The organism is Stenotrophomonas genospecies 3 (assembly GCF_054473855.1).
In genome coordinates, this window is record NZ_JBTMUR010000015.1 from 50135 (window position 1) to 70926 (window position 20792).

Consider the following 20792-nt stretch of genomic DNA (forward strand, 5'->3'; position numbering starts at 1 on the left):
GGGCCTCATTCATGCGGTCAGGGGAGGAGGGATGCGGGTCTCAGGAAGGTATTTCGCTGCAGCGGCTTTCGTGGTCTACCTGTTGGCGGGAGTCCTGATTTACTCGGATTACGCTGTCTCTTGGGATGAGCCAACGTCCCGGATGAATGGACTGGTCAACCTCAAGTATGTTGATCGCGTGGTGGGTTCGGGAGCTTTGCAGGAGGAGCTCAGATCGATACCCGACCTTTCAACGTGGCAGGACAGAGATTATGCAGTAGCCTTTGAGCTTCCGCTTGCCGCGGCAGAGCGGTTGACTGGGGTAGAGGGGGAGCGGATCTGGCCGCTAAGGCATCTGTTGACATTCCTGCTCTCTGCCTTGGGTGTTTTCGCCATCTATCGAACAGCCCGGCTTGCATACGCGAACCAGGCCGTCGCGCTCGCAGCGGCGATTTTAATGGCGCTTTCTCCCAGAGTTTTTGCTGAGTCGTTTTACAATTCCAAGGATATTGCGTTCATGGCTGCAATGGCCATATCGACGTGGACGTTGACGAGGGTGCTGATTTCCGGGCGTGTCGAAGCAATGGTCCTCCATGGAGTGGCCACGGGGTTTGCTATCGATATCCGAATCATGGGGGTCGTGCTTCTGCCCCTGACTATTATTCTACTTGTTATTCAGATGGTACAGGCAAAGAGATCCGGCGGCCATGTGTTCAGGTTGTTCCTGCTTTACACCTTTTGCACTGTGGCTGCCGTCTACGTAATGTTTCCATTCCTCTGGGGGGCGCCTGTTCGGAATTTCATTTCGCTTTTGAACGAATGGCGCATCTCCGGTGGGATAATGAGGTCCTCTACCTCGGTCGTGTGTACCAAGCAACTGATCTTCCTTGGCACTACCTCCCGGTCTGGATAGCAATAACCACGCCGCCGGCAGTCCTAGTTCTGGCCGCGATTGGTACTGCTTCTGCGTTGGTCCAAATAGTGCGTCGGGGCGAGAGGATTGAACTGGCGATCGCCTATCTTTATTCGCCGTGCAGATCGGTTGGATGGTGATGGTGCACCCCCTGCAGAACGTCTACTTCAACCTTCTTGCGGGCTCTGATTGGAAGCGACGATTTGAGGTCGATTACTGGGGGCTGGCAAACAGATCCGCGATCGAGTCTGTAGTTGATCTGAAGGGTGGACGGTTGATTTCAATAAAGGCCGTCAGTAGGACACCACTTGATATGGCGTTGCTGGATATGCCACCGGATTATCGAAAGCGCGTGGTCATTGTAGATGATAATGCGAGACCAGAGTTCATTCTTGACAACTATCGTGGCGGTTCGATTTGCGCGGATTCGTGCTTTTCAGGGGGCTACGAAGAGTATTTCCGGAAGCAGGTGGCGGGTGAGGACGTTGTGTTTATTTCCAAGTTGAAACAAGGTTTCGTCGCGGATCCCTACTTCAATGTAGTTCCCTTCGCTGGTCGAATTGCACTGGATGTGGCGGCCAGAATTGAGCTTCTTATCATGGAGTGTTCACCAGTGGTCGGTGGTGTCAGCGCTAGGGTTCGGATAAGAAATGGTTCAGATTCGATCTTGAAAACCATCGAGACTGAAGGGTGAAATGTTCGGCTTTCTTGGCGCTGGGTGCCTGTTGAAGGTAATTGCGCGCCGCCGGGTTGGGACGCACGCAAGGATCTTTCGCTTGAGCTATCGCCCGGGAAGGCGGTAGATGTTTCCTTCAACGCTGAGGCGCCTCCCGATCACTACATGCTTGAAGTAAGCTTGGTTCAGGAGTTGGTCTTCTGGTTCCACGACGAAGGCATGAGAGTGCCTGGGATGCTCGTGGTCATCTGATGCTTGGCAATACTGATAGAGAGACTATTGTGAAGATTGCGGTTGCGGGTACGGGTTACGTGGGATTGTCCAATGGTGTGCTTCTTGCTCGCCAGCATGAAGTTGTTGCTGTCGATGTCGTTGAAGAAAAAGTCAAGTTGCTCAACAGAGGCGTGTCTCCGATTGCCGACCCTGAGCTCGAGGCCGCATTGCAGGGCGGCGGGCTTGATTTCCGGGCGACACTGGATCCGGTCGATGCGTATGCTGGAGCAGCATTCGTCATCATTTCCACGCCTACCGATTACGACCCCGAAACAAATTACTTCAACACTTCGTCGATCGAATCGGTGATTTCTCAGGTGCTACAGATTGCTCCTGAGGCTACCATGGTCATCAAGTCCACCATTCCGGTTGGTTACGTGGAGAGTGTGCGAGCCAAGTTCGGGACCCGGAACATCATTTTCTCGCCAGAGTTCCTGCGAGAAGGGCGTGCTCTACATGACAATCTGCATCCTTCTCGGATCATCGTTGGCGAGAAGTCCGAGCGCGCGGAGATATTTGCGGCCCTACTGAGCGATGCGGCGATCAAGAAGGATGTTCCCATCCTGTTTACTGATCCAACCGAAGCGGAGGCAATCAAGCTTTTTGCCAACACCTACCTGGCCATGCGGGTATCGTACTTCAATGAACTGGATAGTTATGCTGTCAGCCACGGGCTGGATAGCAAGCAGATCATCCGGGGCGTAAGCCTGGATCCACGCATTGGTGGACACTACAACAACCCTTCTTTCGGATACGGCGGCTACTGCCTTCCGAAGGACACAAAGCAGTTGTTGGCGAACTACAGCAGCGTTCCTCAGAATCTGATCCGCGCGATTGTTGAATCCAATACCACGCGAAAGGATTTCATTGCCGAGCAGATCCTCAAGCGCAAGCCCAAGGTTGTTGGCGTCTACCGTCTGATCATGAAAAGCGGTTCAGACAACTTCCGCTCTTCAAGCATCCAAGGCGTGATGAAGCGCATAAAGAGCAAGGGAGTAGAGGTAATTGTCCATGAACCGAACTGCCCGGATCCAGAATTCTTCCGGTCGAGAGTCGTCAATGATCTGGCTCTCTTCAAGCGCGAGGCCGATGTGATCATCAGCAATCGTATGTCTTCCGAACTTGATGACGTCTCAGACAAGGTCTATACCCGGGACCTGTTCGGAGACAACTGAATCTGCTGGAAGCAGGGCACCCTGGGGGTGCCCTGCCCAAAGCATCAGCTTAGTGCCTTTTCCAGCTCCGGCAGGATCGCAAACAGATCCCCCACCAGGCCGATATCGGCGATCTCGAAGATCGGCGCGTCGCCGTCCTTGTTGATCGCGACAATCGTGCCGGCATCCTTGATGCCGGTCAGGTGCTGGATGGCACCGCTGATACCCACGGCCACGTACAGCTCCGGCGCGATGATCTTGCCGGTCTGGCCGACCTGCAGGTCGCTGGGCACGTAGCCGGCGTCGACCGCGGCACGCGAGGCACCCACGGCGGCACCGAGCTTGTCGGCCAGCTGGAAGATGACCTTGAAGTTCTCTTCCGAACCGACACCACGGCCGCCGGAGACCACGCGCTTGGCGCTCTGCAGGTCCGGGCGGTCGCTGGCACCGGCGGCCAGGCCGACGAAGCGAGTATGGGTCGGCAGGGCAGCGTCAACGCTGGCTGCTTCGATGGCGGCGCTGCCGCCCTGGGCAGCTTCCGGCCAGGACGCGGCGCGCACGGTGGCGACTACGATCTGGTCGGCCGGTGCTTCCACGGTGATGATCGCGTTGCCGGCATAGATCGGGCGCTTGAAGGTGTGGCTGCCTTCGACGCTCATCAGATCGGAGACCTGGTTGACGCCGAGCAGGGCGGCCACGCACGGCATGAGGTCCTTGCCGAAGGTGGTCGACGGGCCGAACACATGGGTATAGCCCTTGGCCAGCTGCGCGATCTGCGGTGCCAGTACCTGGGCGATGGCCTGCGCGTTGGCGGCATTGGCCACGGTCAGGACCTTGGCGACGCCAGCGATCTTCGCGGCTTCGGCGGCGACGGCGGCCGGGTCGGCGGCCAGCACCAGCACGTCGATGCTGGCACCGCTGATGGCGGCGGCGGCACTGACGGTCTTGGCGGTGGCGGCGTTGAGCTTGCCGTCGTGGTGCTCGGCGATGACGAGAATCTTGCTCATTACAGCAGCCCCTTCTGCTTGAGTGCGGCAATCAGTTCGGCCGCGTCCTTGACCATCACACCCTTGCTGCGCTTGGACGGCGCGGCGTACTGGGTGGTCTTGAAGGTGTCGGCGGCTTCAACGCCGAGGTCGGCCAGCTGCAGGGTTTCCAGCGGCTTGGCCTTGGCCTTCATGATGTCCGGCAGCTTGATGAAGCGCGGCTCGTTCAGGCGCAGGTCGGTGGTGACCACGGCCGGCAGATCCACTTCCAGTGTTTCCAGGCCGGCGTCGACTTCACGGGTCACCGTGGCCTTGCCGTCGGCAATCTCCAGCTTGCTGGCGAAGGTCGCTTGCGGGCGGCCCCACAGCGTGGCCAGCATCTGGCCGGTCTGGTTGGCGTCGTCGTCAATGGCCTGCTTGCCGAGGATCACCAGGTCCGGCTGTTCCTTCTCGATCAGCTTGAGCAGGATGCGCGACGCGGTCAGCGGCTGGATGGCCTGGTCGGTGACGACATGGATGGCGCGGTTGGCGCCCATGGCCAGGCCGTTGCGCAGGTGCGCCTGGGCGTCGGCCGGAGCGATGGTGGCAACCACGACTTCGCTGGCGATGCCCTTGTCGCGCAGGCGCAAGGCTTCTTCCAGGGCGATTTCATCGAAGGGGTTGGGGGACAGCTTGACGCCGTCGGTGACCACGCCGGAACCGTCCGGCTTGACCTGAATGCGGACGTTGTAGTCCACCACGCGCTTGTACGCGACGAGGATTTTCATCTGGTACGGGGTCCTTCAGTAACAGGGAGAACGTCCGGTCCTGGAACAGCAACCGGTTCGGGGGTGGGACCCCGATTCTAGCTGGCTTGGGGTGACCATGCGAATGCGTATGGTTATGTTGCGGCGCGGCAAAAATGCACTTCGCGAGCTCGTGTTCACGTCACGCAAGCAGTCGTGAAGGCCATCGGCATGTATCCTGTGCCGCTGTGCCGGGGCGCTCATGGGCGCTCCTTGGGTGAATTTCGATCAGGAGAACAGGTAGTGCCCACATGGCTTGTCACCGGCGGCGCCGGATTCATTGGCGGTAACTTCGTTCTCGAGGCCGTCGCGCGCGGCGTCAAGGTCATCAACCTCGATGTGCTGACCTACGCCGGCAACCTGAAGACCCTGTCCAGCCTGGACGGCAACCCCAACCACCTGTTCGTGCAGGGCGATATCGGCGACCAGGCCCTGGTCGCGAACCTGCTGGCCGAACACCGGCCGGATGCCGTGGTGAACTTCGCCGCCGAAAGCCACGTTGACCGCTCCATCGACGGTCCCGGTGCCTTCATCCAGACCAATGTGGTGGGCACCCTGGGCCTGCTGGAAGCGGTCCGTGACTACTGGAAGGCGCTGCCGGACGAACAGGGCGCGGCCTTCCGCTTCCTGCACGTGTCCACCGACGAGGTGTACGGCACCCTGGGCGAGACCGGCAAGTTCAGCGAAACCACACCGTACGCCCCGAATTCGCCGTACTCGGCGTCGAAGGCCGCTTCGGACCATCTGGTCCGTGCCTTCCACCACACCTACGGGCTGCCGGTACTGACCACCAACTGCTCCAACAACTATGGCCCGTACCACTTCCCCGAGAAGCTGATCCCGCTGGTGATCGCCAAGGCGCTGGCTGGCGAGCCGCTGCCGGTGTACGGCGATGGCAAGCAGGTGCGCGACTGGCTGTTCGTTTCCGACCACTGCGAAGCGATCCGCACCGTGCTGGCCAAGGGCCAGGTCGGCGAGACCTACAACGTCGGCGGCAACTCGGAAAAGCAGAACATCGAAGTGGTGCAGGCCATCTGTGCGCTGCTGGACCAGCGCCGCCCGCGCGCGGATGGACAGCCGCGCAGCAGCCAGATCACCTACGTCACCGACCGCCCCGGCCATGACCGCCGCTATGCGATCGATGCCTCCAAGCTGAAGAACGACCTGGGCTGGGAACCGGCCTACACCTTCGAGCAGGGCATCACGTTCACCGTCGACTGGTACCTGGACAACCAGGAATGGGTCAACGGCGTGCTGGATGGCAGCTACCGCCTGCAGCGCATCGGCACTGCCGCCTGAGGCCGGGAGATAACATGACGCAACGTAAGGGCATCATCCTGGCCGGCGGTTCCGGCACCCGGCTGTATCCGATCACCAAGGGCGTCAGCAAGCAGCTGTTGCCGGTGTACGACAAGCCGATGATCTACTACCCGCTCAGCGTGCTGATGCTGGCGGGCATCCGCGAAGTGCTGATCATCAATACTCCGCACGAACAGGCGCTGTTCCAGCAGCTGCTGGGCGACGGTTCGCAATGGGGCATGGACATCCAGTACGCGGTGCAGCCGAGTCCGGATGGCCTGGCCCAGGCCTACCTGATCGGCCGCGACTTCGTCGCCGGCAAGCCGAGCTGCCTGGTGCTGGGCGACAACATCTTCCACGGCCACGGCCTGCGCGACGTGCTCAAGCGTGCCGACCAGCGCGTGGATGGCGCCACCGTGTTCGGCTACTGGGTGAACGACCCGGAACGCTACGGCGTGGCCGAGTTCGACAAGAGCGGCAAGGTCATCGACCTGGTGGAGAAGCCTGAAAACCCGCGCTCGAACTATGCGGTCACCGGCCTGTATTTCTACGACAGCAACGCCAGCGCGCACGCCGCCGAACTGAAGCCGTCGCCGCGTGGCGAGCTGGAGATCACCGATCTCAACAATCGCTATCTGGCCGAGGGTAACCTCCACCTGGAAGCGCTCGGCCGTGGCTATGCCTGGCTGGATACCGGCACTCACCAGTCGCTGCTGGAAGCCTCCAACTTCATCGAGACCATCCAGACCCGCCAGGGCCTGCAGGTCTGCTGCCCGGAAGAAATCGCGTTCGGCCGAGGCTGGATCAATGCCGAGCAGCTGGAGGCGCTGGCTGCGCCGTTGATCAAGAATGGCTACGGCCAGTACCTGCACACGCTCGCCCAGCGTGGAGTCGTTCCGTGAAAGTGATTGAAACCAAGTTGCCCGGCTGCGTGGTGATCGAGCCGGCCGTGTTCGGCGATGCCCGCGGTTATTTCTTTGAAACCTGGAATGCCGAGCGTTTCGCCGCGCTGGGCCTGCCGGATCGTTTCGTGCAGAGCAATGTGTCCACCTCGGCGCAGGGCGTGCTGCGTGGCCTGCATTACCAGTGGCCGCGCCCGCAGGGCAAGCTGGTCAGCGTGCTGGAAGGCGAGGTCTATGACGTGGCCGTGGACATCCGCCGCGGCTCGCCGACCTTCGGCCAGTGGGAAGCGGTGGTGCTGAGCGCGGAGAACAAGAAGCAGTTCTGGATTCCGGAAGGCTTCGCCCACGGCTTTGCCGTACTGTCCGAGCGCGCGGTGTTCAGCTATCTGTGCACCGAGGTCTACCTGAAGGACTTCGATGCAGGCGTGCGCTGGAACGATGCGGATATCGCCGTGGACTGGCCGGTCAGTGCACCGACGCTGTCGGCCAAGGACGAGAACGCGCTCTTCCTGAAGGACATTGCCGAAGACCGCCTGCCGGTTTACGCGCCATGACCGTGCTGGTCTTTGGCGGCAACGGCCAGGTCGGCCAGGAGCTGCTGCGCGCGCTGGCGCCCCTGGGCAAGGTGGTTGCAACCACCCGTAGCGGCGTCCTGCCTGATGGCAGCCCCTGTGAAACCGCTGATTTCGGCCAGCCTGACAGCCTGACAGCCCTGCTGGACCGGCTGCGGCCGTCGGTGGTGGTCAATGCCGCGGCCTACACGGCGGTGGATCGCGCCGAACAGGACGCCGAGGCCGCGTTCGCGGCCAACTCGCAGGCACCGGGTGTGATCGCGCGCTGGTGCGCGGCGCATGGCGTGCCCTTCGTGCATTACTCCACCGACTACGTGTTCGACGGTCAGGGCAGTGCGCCCTACCGCGAAGACGAAGCGACCGCGCCGCTGGGCGTCTATGGCACCAGCAAGCGGGATGGCGAAGACGCCGTGCGCGCCGCCGGTGGTCGTCACCTGATCTTCCGCACGGCGTGGGTGTATGCCTCGCACGGTGCCAATTTCCTGCGCACGATGTTGCGGGTGGGCGCCGAGCGCGACCAGCTGCGTGTGGTGGCCGACCAGATCGGCACGCCGACCCCGGCCGCGCTGATCGCCGATGTCACTGCGCAGGCGCTGCAGTATCCGGATCCGTTGTCCGGTACCTGGCACCTGACCGCCAGTGGCCAGACCAGCTGGCACGGTTTTGCCGAGGCGATCTTCGCGGAGGCTCTGTCTTCGGGCGTGCTGTCGAAGGCGCCGTCGGTCGAGGCGATTCCCAGTTCCGAGTATCCGACCCCGGCCAAACGTCCGGCCTGGTCGGTGCTGGACAACCGCAAGCTGCAGCAGGATTTCGGCATCGTGCTGCCGGCCTGGCAGGATGGCCTGAAGCGGGTGATGACTGAGCTGGTACCGGCCAACGGCTGAGGTGTGGGGAGTACGCTCGGTTTGCCGGAGGCGACTCCTTGTTTTCGCATACAATCACCGCGATCAGTCTGTGCCTATCCATGTGTACAGTCCCATTCGCCTCCATGGTCGCAACTTCAAAATGCCGAGGTCAGCTTTGAAACTTGAAGAGCAAAAACGCATTCTGGTTACCGGTGGTGCCGGTTTCCTCGGTTCCCACCTTTGCGATCGGCTGATCGAGGCTGGGCACGATGTTCTCTGCGTGGACAATTTCTACACCGGAAGCAAGGCCAATGTTCAGGGTCTGCTGGACCATCCCCGCTTTGAGTTGATGCGACACGACGTCACATTTCCCCTGTATGTCGAAGTGGACCGCATCTTCAACCTGGCTTGCCCCGCCTCGCCCGTGCATTATCAGTACGATCCGGTGCAGACCACCAAGACCAGTGTCCACGGAGCCATCAACATGCTTGGCCTGGCCAAGCGTGTTGGGGCGCGCATCCTCCAGGCAAGTACCAGCGAGGTCTACGGTGATCCCGAGATCCATCCGCAGGTCGAAGGCTACTGGGGACGCGTGAACCCGATCGGCATCCGCAGCTGTTATGACGAGGGCAAGCGCTGTGCGGAGACCTTGTTCTTCGACTACTGGCGTCAACATCAGTTGGAGATCAAGGTGATGCGGATCTTCAATACCTATGGCCCGCGCATGCATCCAAGTGATGGGCGGGTGGTGAGCAATTTCATTGTACAGGCGCTCAAAGGTGAGCCTATTACGATCTACGGCGATGGTACACAGACCCGTAGCTTCTGCTATGTCGATGACCTGGTGGAGGGGATGTTGCGTCTGATGGATTCCCCCGCCGATTTCACTGGTCCAGTCAACATCGGCAATCCCGGCGAATTTACGATGCTGGAGCTGGCTGAGACGGTTCTGCGCCTTGTCGGCGGGCACTCGACCATCGAGTTCCGCCCGTTGCCTTCGGACGATCCGAAACAGCGTCAGCCCGACATCAGTCTTGCAAAGTCAACGTTCGACTGGGAGCCGAAGGTCTGTCTTGAGGATGGCCTGAAGGAAACCATCGCATATTTCCGTCACCGCCTGCAGGCATGAGGAAGAACTGATGCGCAAGGTCGTGGTGATGCCCGTGTACGAGGACTTGGAAGCGTCATCCAAGTTGTTCCTTGAGATTGCCCGAACGCAGGGGCTCGACACCTACATCGTGGCTGTCGATGACGGATCCGTGCGTCAGCCCCTTGATGTTTCGGCAATTCGGGCTGCGGCCCTTGATGGTGTGGTGATCAAGTTGCGCCGCAATGTAGGGCATCAACGCGCGATCGCAATTGGTCTTAGTTATGTAGCCGAGCACTTCGGGGATGATGTGGTTGTAGTTGCCATGGATTCCGATGGCGAAGATACGCCGGAAAGCATGACCGAGCTGGTTTCAGCGCTGGATTCGCCCGAGGTGGATGTGGTCGTCGCGAGTCGGAAAAGTCGAGTGGAATCCTTGAAGTTCAAGGCTTTCTATGTTGTATACAAGATGCTGTTCTCGCTTCTCAGTGGGCGCCGGATCAGTTTTGGCAACTTCATGGCAGCCAAGATGCCTGCAGTCCGTCGACTGGCCTCGATGCAGGAGTTGTGGACTCACGTCGCTGCTGCTGTGCTGGGGTCGAAGTTGCGGGTGCAGACCTGCTCGCTGGATCGGGGGCCGCGTTATGCGGGCCGCAGCAAGATGAATTTCGTCGGTTTGGCATTGCATGGCTTCCGTGCGCTGATGGTCTTTGCGGAGGACGTGCTCGTGCGTGTGGGTATTGCGTGCACACTGGTTGCAGGACTATCGGTCTGCGGTGGCGTTCTTGCTCTGCTCCTTAAAGCTCTCGGGTTTGCGACTCCGGGTTGGTTTTCTCTTGCGTTTGGAATCCTCTTGCTGGTGTTTCTGCAGACCGCTGCGTTGACGCTGATCATTCTGATGCTTTCGGGCATGATCCGTAGCGGGGGCGTCTTGGTTGCAGGGAGCTACCGGGAGTTCGTTGCAGAGATTCAGTATGCCGGCCGGCAGTGAGCGACTGTTGTCCGGCCAGTTCGTTCGCTACGTCATCAACGGAGTCGTAGCTACGGTCGTGCACTACGGGGTGCTGCATTTCAATATTGAAGTTCTCCAGATTCCTGTCGCGGGCATTGCCAATGCGATAGCCGCAGTTTTCGGTATCGCTGTCTCCTTCGTCGGTAATCGCTATTTCGTCTTCCACGGTCAGCAGGGCAGTCTGCTCAAGCAGGGCTCGCTGTTCCTGGTCGTGTATGTTGCGATAGCAGCGTTGCATGCCCTGGTGATGTACATCTGGGCAGATCGATTGGGATACGACTATCGCATTGGATTTCTCATAGCAACTGCGGTGCAGATGGCTTTCAGTTTCATAGCGAATAAACTTTTGGTGTTCAAATGAACAAGTACTTGCGGGCAGGTTTGGCAACTGCCGTCTTCATTGTTGCGCTGCTGCTCACGTACTACATCCATATGCGGTACTTCCGGGTCAACGTAGTTTTCTATGCCAGCGTGCTTGATGCGGCGATCGCATTGGTACTCGTGTTTGGCACGCTTCATTTATTCAAATGGTTCAGTGAATTCAGCAAGCTCGAGTTGATTCAGCTCGCTACGATCTGGTTGCTTGGCGGGTACTTGTTCGCAATTTCAGTGCCGACCGTCATTGATCGTTCGCTGTCGTTTTACATTCTTGAGAAGTTGCAGCAGCGAGGGGGAGGGATCCGGGAGGATGCGTTCCGTGAAGTTTTTACGGATGAGTACGTGCGAGAGCACCACCTGGTAGAAGTGCGCCTGACGGAGCAGTTGCAGTCCGGCACCATCGAGATCCAGCGCGGTTGCGTGAAGTTGACGGAGCGCGGTGAGAGGTTGGCATCTTTCAGTCGTTTCTACAGGAAGAATCTGCTGCCGACTCATAGGCTGTTGATGGGTCAGTACACCGATGCGCTTACTGATCCATTCCGAGACAGTCAGATGAGCAAAGACTACCGGTGCCAATAGTGTCGCTTTTTCGGTTGTCAGCCTGACACACCCTTAGTGGTCTCAACTTTGCAACTGATCAACGAAAAAGCCAGGGTCATTGACCCTGGCTTTTCTCTGTAACGCCCTTGGCCGGTTGCAGGATTGGCAACCCACCTCAGCTGCGCCCGTAGGTATCCTCGAACCGCACGATGTCATCCTCGCCCAGGTAGCTGCCCGACTGTACTTCGATCAGTTCCAGCGGCAGTTTTCCGGGGTTGCGCAGGCGGTGAGTCACGCCCAGCGGGATGTAGGTGCTCTGGTTCTCGCTGAGCAGGATCACTTCGTCGCCGCGGGTCACTTCTGCGGTGCCGCTGACCACGATCCAGTGTTCGGCGCGATGATGATGCATCTGCAGGCTGAGCGTGCCGCCGGGCTTGACCGTGATGCGCTTGACCTGGAAACGCTCGCCGTTATCGATTGAATCGTAGGCGCCCCACGGGCGGTAGACCTTGCGATGCCAGGCGGCCTCGCTGCGGCCTTCGGCCTTCAGTTGGGCGACAACGGTCTTGACCTCCTGCATGCGATCGGCCTTGCCGACCAGCACCGCGTCGTCGGTCTCGACGACGATCACGTCATCCAGGCCGACCAGTGCCACCAGGCGCTGTGCATAGGCATAGGTGTTGCGGCAGTCGATGGCGATCACATCGCCCTGGTGGGCGTTGCCATCGCCGTCCTGCTGCGAGACATCGCGCAGCGCCGTCCACGAGCCGACATCGTTCCAGCCGGCGTCCAGCGGAATCACCACGGCGTCTGCGGTTTTTTCCATCACCGCGTAGTCGATGGAGTCGGAAGGAACCGCAGCGAAGGCGTCCTTGTCCAGACGGGTGAAATCCGAATCGCGACGGGCCTGCTGCCAGGCCTGGCGGCTGCCGGCCAGCATGTCGGGCTGGAAGTGCTCAAGTTCCTGCAGGTAGCGCGAGGCCTTGAACAGGAACATGCCGCTGTTCCAGTAATACTGGCCGCTGCTGACGTAACCGGTGGCGGTCTCAAGGTCGGGCTTTTCGACAAAGCGCTCGACCGCACGCAGGCCCTGCCCATCGGCGGCCTTGATATAGCCGTAGCCGGTTTCCGGACCGCTCGGCACGATGCCGAAGGTCACCAGCTTGCCGGCCTCGGCAGCGCTGGCTGCAGCCTGCACGACTGCGCGGAATGCGGCCTCATCGGTGATCACATGGTCCGAGGGCAGCACCAGCAGCAGCGCATCGGCGCCGTCGCGGGTGGCCTCCAGGGCTGCGACCGCGATCGCCGGCGCCGTATTGCGGCCCACCGGCTCCAGGATGATGCCAGCCGGCTCGGCGCCGACCTGCTGCAGCTGCTCGGCAGCGACGAAGCGGTGCTCCTCGTTGGCGATCACCAGCGGGCCATGCGCGGCGATGGGAGCGACGCGCTGCCAGGTGGCCTGCAGCATCGTCAGCTCGCTGGCCAACGGCAGGAACTGCTTGGGGTAGGACTCGCGCGACAGCGGCCACAGGCGGGTGCCGGAGCCACCGGACAGAATGACGGGCTGGATGATGCTCATGGTCGTCCTTGGTTACTGCTGAAGGAGGTGGGAAATTTCATCAGTGCGGGCCTGCATCAGCCCTGCGTCGCCGCGGGCTTCAACGTTCAGGCGCAGCAGCGGCTCGGTGTTGGAGCTGCGCAGGTTGAAGCGCCAGTCGCCGAAGTCGGCACTGATGCCGTCGGTGTGGTCCAGTACCGGCGCTTGCGCCGCGAAGTGCGCCATGACGCGGGCCACAGCGGCCTTGGCATCGGCCACCTTGAAGTTGATCTCGCCACTGCACGGATAGGCCGCCATGCGGTCTTCGACCCAGTCGGCCAGCGAGCGGCCGCTTTCGGAAATCAGCTGGGCGATCAGCAGCCACGGGATCATGCCGGAGTCGGCATAGGCGAATTCGCGGAAGTAGTGGTGGGCGCTCATCTCGCCGCCATACACCGCATCCTCGGCGCGCATCTTTTCCTTGATGAAGGCATGGCCGCTCTTGCACAGCACCGGTACGCCGCCCGCCTGCTCCACCATCTCCACGGTGTTCCAGACCAGGCGAGGGTCGTGCACGACCTTGCCGCCGGGATTGCGCGCGAGGATAGCCTTGGCCAGCAGGCCGACCAGGTAATAGCCCTCGATGAAGCGGCCGGTGTGATCGAAGAAGAAGCAGCGATCAAAGTCGCCGTCCCAGGCGATGCCGAAGTCAGCACCATGCTCGCGCACGGCGTCGGCAGTGGCGGCACGGTTTTCCGGCAGCAGCGGGTTGGGAATGCCGTTGGGGAAGTTGCCGTCGGGTTCGTGGCAGATGCGGATGAACTCGAACGGCAGGTGCGGTGCCAGCAGGTCGACGATGGCGCCCGCGCCGCCGTTGCCGGCATTCACCACCAGCTTCAGCGGCGTGAGCTTGCTGGCATCGACATAGCTGAGCAGGTGCTGGATGTAGGCGCTCTTGTCATGCTGGGCGGTCTGCCCGGCGCGCGGCGGCTGGGCCTCGGACGTATCGACGGCGACCGCGTCGGAAATCGCGAACAGGCCGGTATCGGAGCTGATCGGACGGGCATTCTCCTTGACCAGCTTCATCCCGTTGTAGTCCATCGGGTTGTGGCTGGCGGTCACCATCACGCCGCCGGCCGCACCGAGGTGATCGGTCTGGAAGTAGACCTCTTCGGTGCCGCACAGGCCGATGTCGATCACCTCGCGGCCGGTACCACGCAGGCCTGCGGCCAGCGCATCCTGCAGCGCCGGGCTGGTCAGGCGCACATCGTGGCCGAGGACCACCGGACCGGGAGCGAGCTGTGCGGCCAGGGCGACGCCGATGCGGCGGGCCAGGTCTTCGTTCAGTTCTTCCGGCACACGGCCGCGGATATCGTAGGCCTTGAAGGCGGGCAGGGGCATCGATCAGATCCTTTGTGAGCTCAGCCCCCAATTGTAGTCCCAGTCCCGTATGGGAATCGTTTCCATCGGGGAACGCCACCTGACTGGCGTTCGGGGGTCAGGCTCGCGTCGACCGTTTGCCCGCTTTACGGGAACGTTTGCCGGGCAGGCCCGGCAACGGCGCCAGCAGCGCCTGCACGTCTTCCTCGCTGAAGCGTGGCCCCGTGCTGCCGCCGCCTTCCAGAATCGAGTCGGCCAGCGTGGCCTTGCGTTCCTGCAGCTCGGCGATCCGTTCTTCAATGCTGCCTGCGGCGATCAGCCGGTAAACGAACACCGGCTGCTGCTGGCCGATGCGATGGGCGCGGTCACTGGCCTGGTTTTCGGCCGCCGGGTTCCACCAGGGGTCGAAGTGGATGACGGTGTCGGCGGCGGTCAGGTTCAACCCGACGCCACCTGCCTTCAGGCTGATCAGGAACACCGGCACCTCGCCCTGCATGAAGCGCTGCACCGGCGTAGCCCGGTCCTGGGTGTCGCCGGTCAGGGTCACATAGGCCAGCCCGAGCTCCTCCAGCGCCTGTGCGATCAGTGCCAGCATGCCGGTGAACTGCGAGAACACCAGGACCCGCCGGCCTTCCTCGACCATCGACGGCAGCATGTCGCGCAGCAGCTCCAGCTTGGCCGAGCCGGCATTGCGTGCCGGGGTGTCGCCCGGCAGCAGGCGCGGATCGCAGCAGACCTGGCGCAGCTTCAGCAGGGCATCCAGCACCACGATATGGCTGCGCGCCAGCCCGCTGCCGCTGATGGCCTCGCGCACCTGCTTTTCCATCGCTGCACGCACGGTTTCATAGAGATCACGCTGGCCGCCTTCCATGTCCACCGCACGGGTAATGAGGGTCTTGGGCGGAAGCTCTGACGCGACCTGGTCCTTGCGCCGGCGCAGGATGAAGGGACGCAGACGCTGCGCCAGCAACGTGGCGCGACGGTGGTCGCTGCCGCGTTCGATCGGATGGCGCCAATGCTGGTTGAACTGCTTTTCGCTGCCGAGCAGGCCGGGCAGCAGGAAGTCGAACTGCGTCCACAGCTCGCCCAGATGGTTCTCCAGTGGCGTGCCGGTCAGGCACAGGCGATGGCGGGCCTGCAGCGTGCGCAGGGTAATGGCCGCACGTGACTTCGGATTCTTCACCTGCTGGGCTTCATCCAGAATCAGCAGATGGTAGGCATGTGCCTGCAGCGCCTGCTCGTCGCGCCACAGCAGGGGATACGTGGTCAGCACAAGATCATGCTCGGGAATCGCCTCGAACAGTGCTTCGCGCGTCGGTCCGTGCAGGGTCAGCACCCGCAGGCCAGGGGTGAAGCGTGCGGCTTCGCTCTGCCAGTTGTGCAGCAGCGAGGTCGGCACCACCAGCAGCGCCGGCCGGTCCAAGCGGCCACTTTCCTTCTCGACCAGCAGATGCGCCAGCGTCTGCAGGGTCTTGCCCAGCCCCATGTCATCGGCCAGCACGCCGCCCAGACCCTGCTGGCGCAGGTACTGCAGCCACGACAGGCCTTCACGCTGATAGGGACGCAGCGTCGCCACCAGCCCCGCCGGTGGCGGCACTTCACCCAGTGCGGGTGCCTGCATCAGGCGCTGCACCAGTGCCTGGGTGTCCTTGCGCCCCCGGAACTGCAGGCGCGCCGTATCCCGCAGCGCCTGCAGGCGGCCACGGTCAAGCGCTGACAAGCGCAGCGGCGCGCCACGCTGGGCGAACAGGTCCGCCAGCAGGGCCATGATCGGTTTCAGTCGCGCGGCCCGCAGTGCCAGGCGGGTGTTGTCGCCTGCCATCAACAGGATGTTCTCGTCATCGCCGATGGCGTCCAGCTGGCCACGCATCCAGCGGGGATCGGACTGCAGCACCTGCTGCAGCAACGGAACCATCGACACGTTGCGGCCTTCCACCTGGATGTCCAGGCCCAGGTTGAACCAGCCCGCATCCGCCGGGTCGGCCTGGATGTCCAGGCCGATCTCATCCACCCGGGTGATGCGATGGCGGAAATCGTCGTCCGTCTCCACTTTCCAGCCCAGGGCTTCCAGGCGCGGCACGTCGTCCAGCAGGAACCGTGTCCAGTCATGGGTGCGCAGCTGGAACTGCGGGCCTGCGCCGTCCAATGGCGCCCGTGGCTCCGTGTCGCGATGCAGTCCCACCGTGCGCAGCTCGGCCTCGCGCCGTGACTCCTCAACCAGGTCGCGGGGCAGCAGGGCGAGCTGGCCCTCCGGATCGTGTGCGAACAGGCTCGGATCATCCAGGAACCGCACGTGCTCGTCGTATTCGAAGGCCACGGTCGCGATATCGGCCCATTGCGAAGGGTCGCGGGGGCCGAGCCACGGCGGACGGAACTCGACCGTGTGCAGGCGCAGGACGGGCGTCATCGAACGGATCAGCAGCGTTGGCAGCGTGCTGCTGTCGTCGGGCATGGGGGGCGTATGGTCGATCTGCTGCAGCATCTGCGCCAGCACAGCCGCCACGTGCATGCAGTCGTGGCCGAGCAGGCAGGAACACCGGTTGCGCAGCAGGCTGCGCGGATGGCGAAGGCTGGCGGCCAGGTCGATCTCCACCCGGTAGGAGTACTTGGCCGGGATCTTTACCTCAGCGACCAGAATGTCACCGAACAGACGCATGCTGTGGACTTCCGACAGGCCATGGTCACTCATTTCCAGCGTCCGGCCTTCCATCCAGCGGAGCAGGTCTTCTTCGGTGTAGGTATGGGCCATCAACGAGAGTGGGGCGGGCACGGGGCCGGCCATTGGCAGGGGAACCCGGCATTCTACGGAACCCTGTGCGATGCCCGTGCAATGCTGCGGCGCATCCAGGCCCTTCGCCGCCCTCCAGCTAGAATGCGGTCATCCTCAACGTGCAGGGTAGTACAGCAATGCAGCAATCGACTTCCACCGGCAAGCGCAGCAAGCGCTTCGCCAGTGCGGCGGAGGCCCTGCAAGGGGTGGTCGCCGATGGCCAGACGCTGGCCGTGGGCGGCTTCGGCCTGTGTGGCATTCCCGAGGCATTGATCGCCGCGCTGCGCGACAGTGGCGTCAAGGGCCTGACCGTGATCTCCAACAATGCCGGCGTTGATGGTTTCGGACTGGGCCAGCTGCTGGAAACCCGGCAGATCAAGAAGATGATTTCGTCCTACGTGGGCGAGAACAAGGAATTCGAGCGACAGTTCCTGGCCGGCGAGCTCGAGCTGGAATTCAACCCGCAGGGCACCCTGGCCGAGCGCCTGCGTGCCGGCGGTGCAGGCATTCCGGCGTTCTTCACCGCCACCGGCTACGGCACGGTGGTGGCTGAAGGAAAGGAAACCCGCGAATTCGACGGCAAGCACTACGTAATGGAAACCGCGCTGCGCGCCGACGTGGCGCTGGTCAAGGCGTGGAAGGCCGACGAAGCGGGCAACCTGGTGTTCCGCAAGACCGCGCGCAACTTCAATCCGGCTTGCGCGATGGCCGGCAAGGTCTGCATCGTGGAAGTGGAGGAGGTGGTGCCGGTGGGTGCCATCGACCCGGACCAGGTGCACCTGCCAGGCATCTATGTACACCGCATCGTGCACAACGCGCATCCTGAAAAGCGTATCGAACAGCGCACCATCCGCGCGGAGGGCAACTGACATGGCGTGGACCCGCGATGAGATGGCGGCACGTGCCGCCCGCGAACTGACCGATGGTGCGTACGTGAACCTGGGCATCGGCCTGCCGACCCTGGTTGCCAACCACATCCCCGAAGGGGTGGACGTGTGGCTGCAGTCGGAAAACGGCCTGCTCGGCATCGGTCCGTTCCCGACCGATGCCGAAGTGGACGCCGACCTGATCAATGCCGGCAAGCAGACCGTCACCGCGCGTGCCGGTGCCAGCTATTTCGGCAGCCACGACAGCTTCGCGATGATCCGCGGTGGCCATGTGAACCTGGCTATCCTCGGCGCCATGCAGGTCACCGACAAGGGTGACCTGGCCAACTGGATGGTGCCCGGCAAGATGGTCAAGGGCATGGGTGGTGCGATGGACCTGGTGGCCGGCGTGCAGCGCGTGGTGGTGCTGATGGAGCACACCGCCAAGAACGGCGAGCACAAGATCCTGACCGAATGCACGCTGCCGTTGACCGGTGTGGGCGTGGTCGACCGCATCATCACCGACCTGGCCGTGTTCGATGTCACCGACAAGGGGTTGCTGCTGGTGGAAGCCGCACCCGGTGTCAACGATGACGAGTTGAAGGAAAAGACCGGCGTTGCGTTCCAGCGCGCTTGATGTCCCGGGGCGGCTGCAGGCCGCCCCTTTCCGGAAGGCACGCGATGCTGTTCCCCGACGATCTTCCTGATGCTGACGTCCAGCACCTGCGGGGTTGGCTGGCCCCGGCCGACGCGGACGCGCTGATGTCCGTGCTGCAGGCTGATGTGCCTTGGGAGGTCCATCGCATCCGCATGTTCGGCAACTGGGTGGATTCGCCGCGGCTGAGCTGCTGGATCGGCGATCCGCAGGCGCGCTACCGCTATTCCGGGGCTGAATTCGTGCCGCACCCCTGGCCACCCGCGTTGCAGGCCATGCGCGGGCGCCTGCAGGCGGAGGGCATCGGCCGCTTCAACAGCGTGCTGCTGAACCGCTATCGCGGCGGTGGCGACTACATGGGCTGGCACAGCGATGACGAGCCAGAGCTGGGGCCGACCCCGGTGATTGCTTCGCTGAGCCTGGGCGCGGCGCGCCGCTTCCTGCTGCGCCGGCGCGATGACCCGGCGCGGAAGGCCGAGTACCTGCTCGGCCATGGCGATCTGCTGGTGATGGCGGGGCAGACACAGCGGTTCTACCAGCACGCGCTGCCGAAGATGGCACGGGTGCAGGGTGAACGGATCAACCTGACGTTCCGCTGGATTACGCCACGCTGACCGGTCAGCGCGCGACGGTCTGCTGGTCGGCCTGTCCGCTTGTCAGCGTCCAGCCCACCATCTCCTGTGCCAGCTGCTGCAGGCCGCGCTCGAACGCAGCGGCAACCGCCGGCACGTCGGTACTGCCGACCGGCTGCGCCTGGCGGAAGGTACGGTCGGCGACCACGCGCTGGTCGGCCACATGGATCAGCTTGGCGTTGACCTCGATCACCACGGTGGGCGTGGCCTGGCCCAGGTAGTCCGATTCAAAGCGGCGCACGTCGGTGGACAGCTTGTAGTCGGCACGGATGCCGGCACTGCTGCGCGCCACGCCACGGATGCGGCCGGAGTCCTCAAAGCCACGCAGCAGGGTGTCCTCGATCATGTCGGTGGCCGGCTGTGCCCAGCTGGCCCCCTTGTAGATCTCCAGCTGCGACGGCGTCGGCCGCACGTTGATGCGCGGACTGTCGACCATGCGCGCGGCGCTGGGTTTGGCCAGTACCAGCTGCCAGCTGGCCTGTGGCCACGCCGGGTCCGCCTTGACCTGCACGGACGGCGAGTACAGCGTCACTGCGGTTTTCTCGCTGCTGCCAAGGATGGAGCAGCCGCCCAGCAGGGTGACCATCGAAGCGGCCAGCAGCAGGCGCGGAAGGGTGGTCGGGCTCATTTGGGTTCGAACTCCTTCGGTGCGTCGCGGCCCAGCAGGTAGCGCGCGGGGTTGTTCTCGAGGCGGTCGCTGACCCGGCGCAGGTCGCGGATCAGGCCGCGCAGTTCGGTCAGCGTCGGGCCGAGCTGGCCGAGGCCATCGTTGGCGAAGCTGTTGATGGCAGCGCGGTTCTCGCCAAGGATCGAATCGGCGTTGCCTGCGGCCGAATCAAGCTTGGCCAGAGTGCCGTCGAGCTTGTCGATGATGCCCGGCAGCTGCTGCACCAGGTTCTTGTCCAGGCGCTCGATGGTGCCGTTGGTGGTCTTCAGCGTGGTGTCCAGGCTGCGGGCGGCGTCGCGCGCGCTGAGCAGCAGCGCCTGCGTGCCCTGGTCACGGTCGGCCAGACCACCGCTGATGGTTTCCAGGTTGGTCAGTGTCGCGTTGATCGAAGCCACGTTGCGGTCGCTGAGAATCTGGTCCATGCGCTCGACGATGCGGTTGGCGACGTCGGTGATGTTCTGCAGCGCCGACGGCGTGGTCGGGATGATCGGCGCCGGGTCCTTGTTGACCGTGGTCAGCGCCGGCGACTGCGGCGTGCCACCGCTGAGCTGGATGATCGACGGGCCGGTCAGGCTGGTGATCGCCAGCTTGGCGCGGGTATCGGTCTTGACCGGTGTGTTGGAGTTCAGGCGGATGCGCGCAACCACCTGGCGCGGGTCGTCCGGTACCAGGTTCAGTTCGGTGATCGAGCCCACCGCGATGCCGTTGTACTGCACCGGGCTGCCCACCGACAGCCCGGTCACCGCTTCGCGGAACACCACGCGGTATTCCTGCCAGGTGCGGTCGGAAGAGTACTTGGCGGCCCACAGGCCGAAGGCCAGCAGGGCCAGGCCGGTGATCAGGGTGAACGCGCCGATCAGCACGTAGTTGGCTTTGGTTTCCAT

21 protein-coding genes are annotated in these 20792 nt (G+C 62.6%); 14 read left to right on the forward strand and 7 right to left on the reverse strand.

What is annotated here, in order from left to right; translation table 11 throughout:
- The first annotated feature begins 70 nt into the window (after positions 1-70).
- The 3 genes from ACX9OT_RS18380 (at position 71) to ACX9OT_RS18390 (ending at position 3016) form a co-directional block, all read left to right on the forward strand.
- The gene (locus ACX9OT_RS18380; protein WP_191850609.1) at positions 71-892 is read left to right on the forward strand and encodes a glycosyltransferase family 39 protein; all 822 of its coding nucleotides are present in this window, start codon (positions 71-73) and stop codon (positions 890-892) included.
- Between the two features lie 142 nt (positions 893-1034).
- Positions 1035-1586: a hypothetical protein gene (locus tag ACX9OT_RS18385; RefSeq protein ID WP_197608322.1), complete on the forward strand. Its 552-nt coding sequence runs from the start codon at positions 1035-1037 to the stop codon at positions 1584-1586.
- 263 nt (positions 1587-1849) lie between these two features.
- Positions 1850-3016 carry a nucleotide sugar dehydrogenase gene (locus ACX9OT_RS18390; RefSeq protein WP_049410588.1) on the forward strand — a complete coding sequence of 389 codons (1167 nt, stop codon included), beginning with the start codon at positions 1850-1852 and terminating at the stop codon, positions 3014-3016.
- Positions 3017-3060: 44 nt separating this feature from the next.
- Here ACX9OT_RS18390 and ACX9OT_RS18395 read toward each other — a convergent pair whose 3' ends face one another.
- Both ACX9OT_RS18395 and ACX9OT_RS18400 read right to left on the reverse strand, forming a co-directional pair.
- Positions 3061-4002 (reverse strand): electron transfer flavoprotein subunit alpha/FixB family protein, encoded by a 942-nt coding sequence (locus ACX9OT_RS18395; protein WP_049410517.1) that lies wholly within the window; start codon positions 4000-4002, stop codon positions 3061-3063.
- Positions 4002-4748, reverse strand: coding sequence for an electron transfer flavoprotein subunit beta/FixA family protein (locus ACX9OT_RS18400; RefSeq protein ID WP_049410518.1), 747 nt, complete (start codon positions 4746-4748; stop codon positions 4002-4004). Before ACX9OT_RS18400 ends, ACX9OT_RS18395 begins: the two co-directional genes overlap by 1 nt.
- Positions 4749-5009: 261 nt before the next feature.
- On the opposite strand from ACX9OT_RS18400, the gene rfbB reads away from it, so the two are divergent.
- The 8 genes from rfbB (at position 5010) to ACX9OT_RS18440 (ending at position 11440) form a co-directional block, all read left to right on the forward strand.
- The gene (gene rfbB / locus ACX9OT_RS18405) at positions 5010-6065 is read left to right on the forward strand and encodes a dTDP-glucose 4,6-dehydratase (RefSeq protein WP_049410522.1); all 1056 of its coding nucleotides are present in this window, start codon (positions 5010-5012) and stop codon (positions 6063-6065) included.
- Positions 6066-6079: 14 nt separating this feature from the next.
- On the forward strand, positions 6080-6967 hold the full coding sequence (rfbA, locus tag ACX9OT_RS18410) for a glucose-1-phosphate thymidylyltransferase RfbA (RefSeq protein ID WP_049410525.1): 888 nt from the start codon (positions 6080-6082) through the stop codon (positions 6965-6967).
- The gene (rfbC, locus tag ACX9OT_RS18415; protein WP_049410527.1) at positions 6964-7521 is read left to right on the forward strand and encodes a dTDP-4-dehydrorhamnose 3,5-epimerase; all 558 of its coding nucleotides are present in this window, start codon (positions 6964-6966) and stop codon (positions 7519-7521) included. The genes rfbA and rfbC overlap by 4 nt, the downstream gene beginning before the upstream one ends.
- On the forward strand, positions 7518-8423 hold the full coding sequence (rfbD, locus tag ACX9OT_RS18420) for a dTDP-4-dehydrorhamnose reductase (RefSeq protein ID WP_049410530.1): 906 nt from the start codon (positions 7518-7520) through the stop codon (positions 8421-8423). The genes rfbC and rfbD overlap by 4 nt, the downstream gene beginning before the upstream one ends.
- 136 nt (positions 8424-8559) lie before the next feature.
- Entirely contained in the window at positions 8560-9513 is a 954-nt protein-coding gene (locus tag ACX9OT_RS18425) for a UDP-glucuronic acid decarboxylase family protein (protein ID WP_312543459.1), read from the forward strand.
- A 10-nt stretch (positions 9514-9523) separates the two neighbouring features.
- Positions 9524-10462 carry a glycosyltransferase gene (locus ACX9OT_RS18430; protein WP_049410534.1) on the forward strand — a complete coding sequence of 313 codons (939 nt, stop codon included), beginning with the start codon at positions 9524-9526 and terminating at the stop codon, positions 10460-10462.
- Between the two features lie 7 nt (positions 10463-10469).
- On the forward strand, positions 10470-10844 hold the full coding sequence (locus tag ACX9OT_RS18435) for a GtrA family protein (protein WP_225792004.1): 375 nt from the start codon (positions 10470-10472) through the stop codon (positions 10842-10844).
- Positions 10841-11440, forward strand: a complete 600-nt coding sequence (locus ACX9OT_RS18440) for a hypothetical protein (RefSeq protein ID WP_049410539.1) — start codon at positions 10841-10843, stop codon at positions 11438-11440. Before ACX9OT_RS18435 ends, ACX9OT_RS18440 begins: the two co-directional genes overlap by 4 nt.
- A gap of 136 nt (positions 11441-11576) precedes the next feature.
- Here the strand turns inward: ACX9OT_RS18440 and ACX9OT_RS18445 are convergent, their stop codons facing one another.
- The 3 genes from ACX9OT_RS18445 to ACX9OT_RS18455 all read right to left on the reverse strand — a co-directional run bounded on the left by ACX9OT_RS18445 (position 11577) and on the right by ACX9OT_RS18455 (position 17067).
- Positions 11577-12980, reverse strand: coding sequence for a mannose-1-phosphate guanylyltransferase/mannose-6-phosphate isomerase (locus tag ACX9OT_RS18445; protein ID WP_049410542.1), 1404 nt, complete (start codon positions 12978-12980; stop codon positions 11577-11579).
- 12 nt (positions 12981-12992) lie between these two features.
- Entirely contained in the window at positions 12993-14339 is a 1347-nt protein-coding gene (locus ACX9OT_RS18450; protein WP_049410544.1) for a phosphohexomutase domain-containing protein, read from the reverse strand.
- Positions 14340-14436: 97 nt separating this feature from the next.
- Positions 14437-17067: a DEAD/DEAH box helicase gene (locus ACX9OT_RS18455; protein ID WP_049410546.1), complete on the reverse strand. Its 2631-nt coding sequence runs from the start codon at positions 17065-17067 to the stop codon at positions 14437-14439.
- A 158-nt stretch (positions 17068-17225) separates the two neighbouring features.
- On the opposite strand from ACX9OT_RS18455, the gene ACX9OT_RS18460 reads away from it, so the two are divergent.
- The 3 genes from ACX9OT_RS18460 to ACX9OT_RS18470 are packed head-to-tail and all read left to right on the forward strand — an operon-like array spanning position 17226 to position 19223.
- The gene (locus ACX9OT_RS18460) at positions 17226-17957 is read left to right on the forward strand and encodes a CoA transferase subunit A (RefSeq protein ID WP_111097810.1); all 732 of its coding nucleotides are present in this window, start codon (positions 17226-17228) and stop codon (positions 17955-17957) included.
- A gap of 1 nt (position 17958) precedes the next feature.
- On the forward strand, positions 17959-18591 hold the full coding sequence (locus ACX9OT_RS18465; RefSeq protein ID WP_010480686.1) for a CoA transferase subunit B: 633 nt from the start codon (positions 17959-17961) through the stop codon (positions 18589-18591).
- A 44-nt stretch (positions 18592-18635) separates the two neighbouring features.
- A complete protein-coding gene (locus ACX9OT_RS18470) occupies positions 18636-19223 on the forward strand; it encodes an alpha-ketoglutarate-dependent dioxygenase AlkB family protein (protein ID WP_010480687.1) in 588 nt (195 codons plus the stop codon).
- Between the two features lie 4 nt (positions 19224-19227).
- On the opposite strand, the gene ACX9OT_RS18475 is transcribed toward ACX9OT_RS18470, so the two are convergent.
- Both ACX9OT_RS18475 and ACX9OT_RS18480 read right to left on the reverse strand, forming a co-directional pair.
- Positions 19228-19869, reverse strand: coding sequence for an ABC-type transport auxiliary lipoprotein family protein (locus ACX9OT_RS18475; protein ID WP_459003111.1), 642 nt, complete (start codon positions 19867-19869; stop codon positions 19228-19230).
- Positions 19866-20792, reverse strand: a complete 927-nt coding sequence (locus tag ACX9OT_RS18480; protein WP_459003113.1) for an MlaD family protein — start codon at positions 20790-20792, stop codon at positions 19866-19868. Before ACX9OT_RS18480 ends, ACX9OT_RS18475 begins: the two co-directional genes overlap by 4 nt.

Bases quoted from the DNA above. Each gene is read 5' to 3' on its own strand.
- ACX9OT_RS18445 (WP_049410542.1), bottom strand. From the start codon at position 12,980: ATGAGCATCATCCAGCCCGTCATTCTGTCCGGTGGCTCCGGCACCCGC.
- ACX9OT_RS18470 (WP_010480687.1), top strand. From the start codon at position 18,636: ATGCTGTTCCCCGACGATCTTCCTGATGCTGACGTCCAGCACCTGCGG.
- rfbA (WP_049410525.1), top strand. From the start codon at position 6,080: ATGACGCAACGTAAGGGCATCATCCTGGCCGGCGGTTCCGGCACCCGG.
- ACX9OT_RS18460 (WP_111097810.1), top strand. From the start codon at position 17,226: ATGCAGCAATCGACTTCCACCGGCAAGCGCAGCAAGCGCTTCGCCAGT.
- ACX9OT_RS18395 (WP_049410517.1), bottom strand. From the start codon at position 4,002: ATGAGCAAGATTCTCGTCATCGCCGAGCACCACGACGGCAAGCTCAAC.
- ACX9OT_RS18440 (WP_049410539.1), top strand. From the start codon at position 10,841: ATGAACAAGTACTTGCGGGCAGGTTTGGCAACTGCCGTCTTCATTGTT.
- ACX9OT_RS18450 (WP_049410544.1), bottom strand. From the start codon at position 14,339: ATGCCCCTGCCCGCCTTCAAGGCCTACGATATCCGCGGCCGTGTGCCG.
- ACX9OT_RS18400 (WP_049410518.1), bottom strand. From the start codon at position 4,748: ATGAAAATCCTCGTCGCGTACAAGCGCGTGGTGGACTACAACGTCCGC.
- ACX9OT_RS18480 (WP_459003113.1), bottom strand. From the start codon at position 20,792: ATGGAAACCAAAGCCAACTACGTGCTGATCGGCGCGTTCACCCTGATC.
- ACX9OT_RS18465 (WP_010480686.1), top strand. From the start codon at position 17,959: ATGGCGTGGACCCGCGATGAGATGGCGGCACGTGCCGCCCGCGAACTG.
- ACX9OT_RS18430 (WP_049410534.1), top strand. From the start codon at position 9,524: ATGCGCAAGGTCGTGGTGATGCCCGTGTACGAGGACTTGGAAGCGTCA.
- ACX9OT_RS18475 (WP_459003111.1), bottom strand. From the start codon at position 19,869: ATGAGCCCGACCACCCTTCCGCGCCTGCTGCTGGCCGCTTCGATGGTC.
- rfbD (WP_049410530.1), top strand. From the start codon at position 7,518: ATGACCGTGCTGGTCTTTGGCGGCAACGGCCAGGTCGGCCAGGAGCTG.
- ACX9OT_RS18455 (WP_049410546.1), bottom strand. From the start codon at position 17,067: ATGGCCCATACCTACACCGAAGAAGACCTGCTCCGCTGGATGGAAGGC.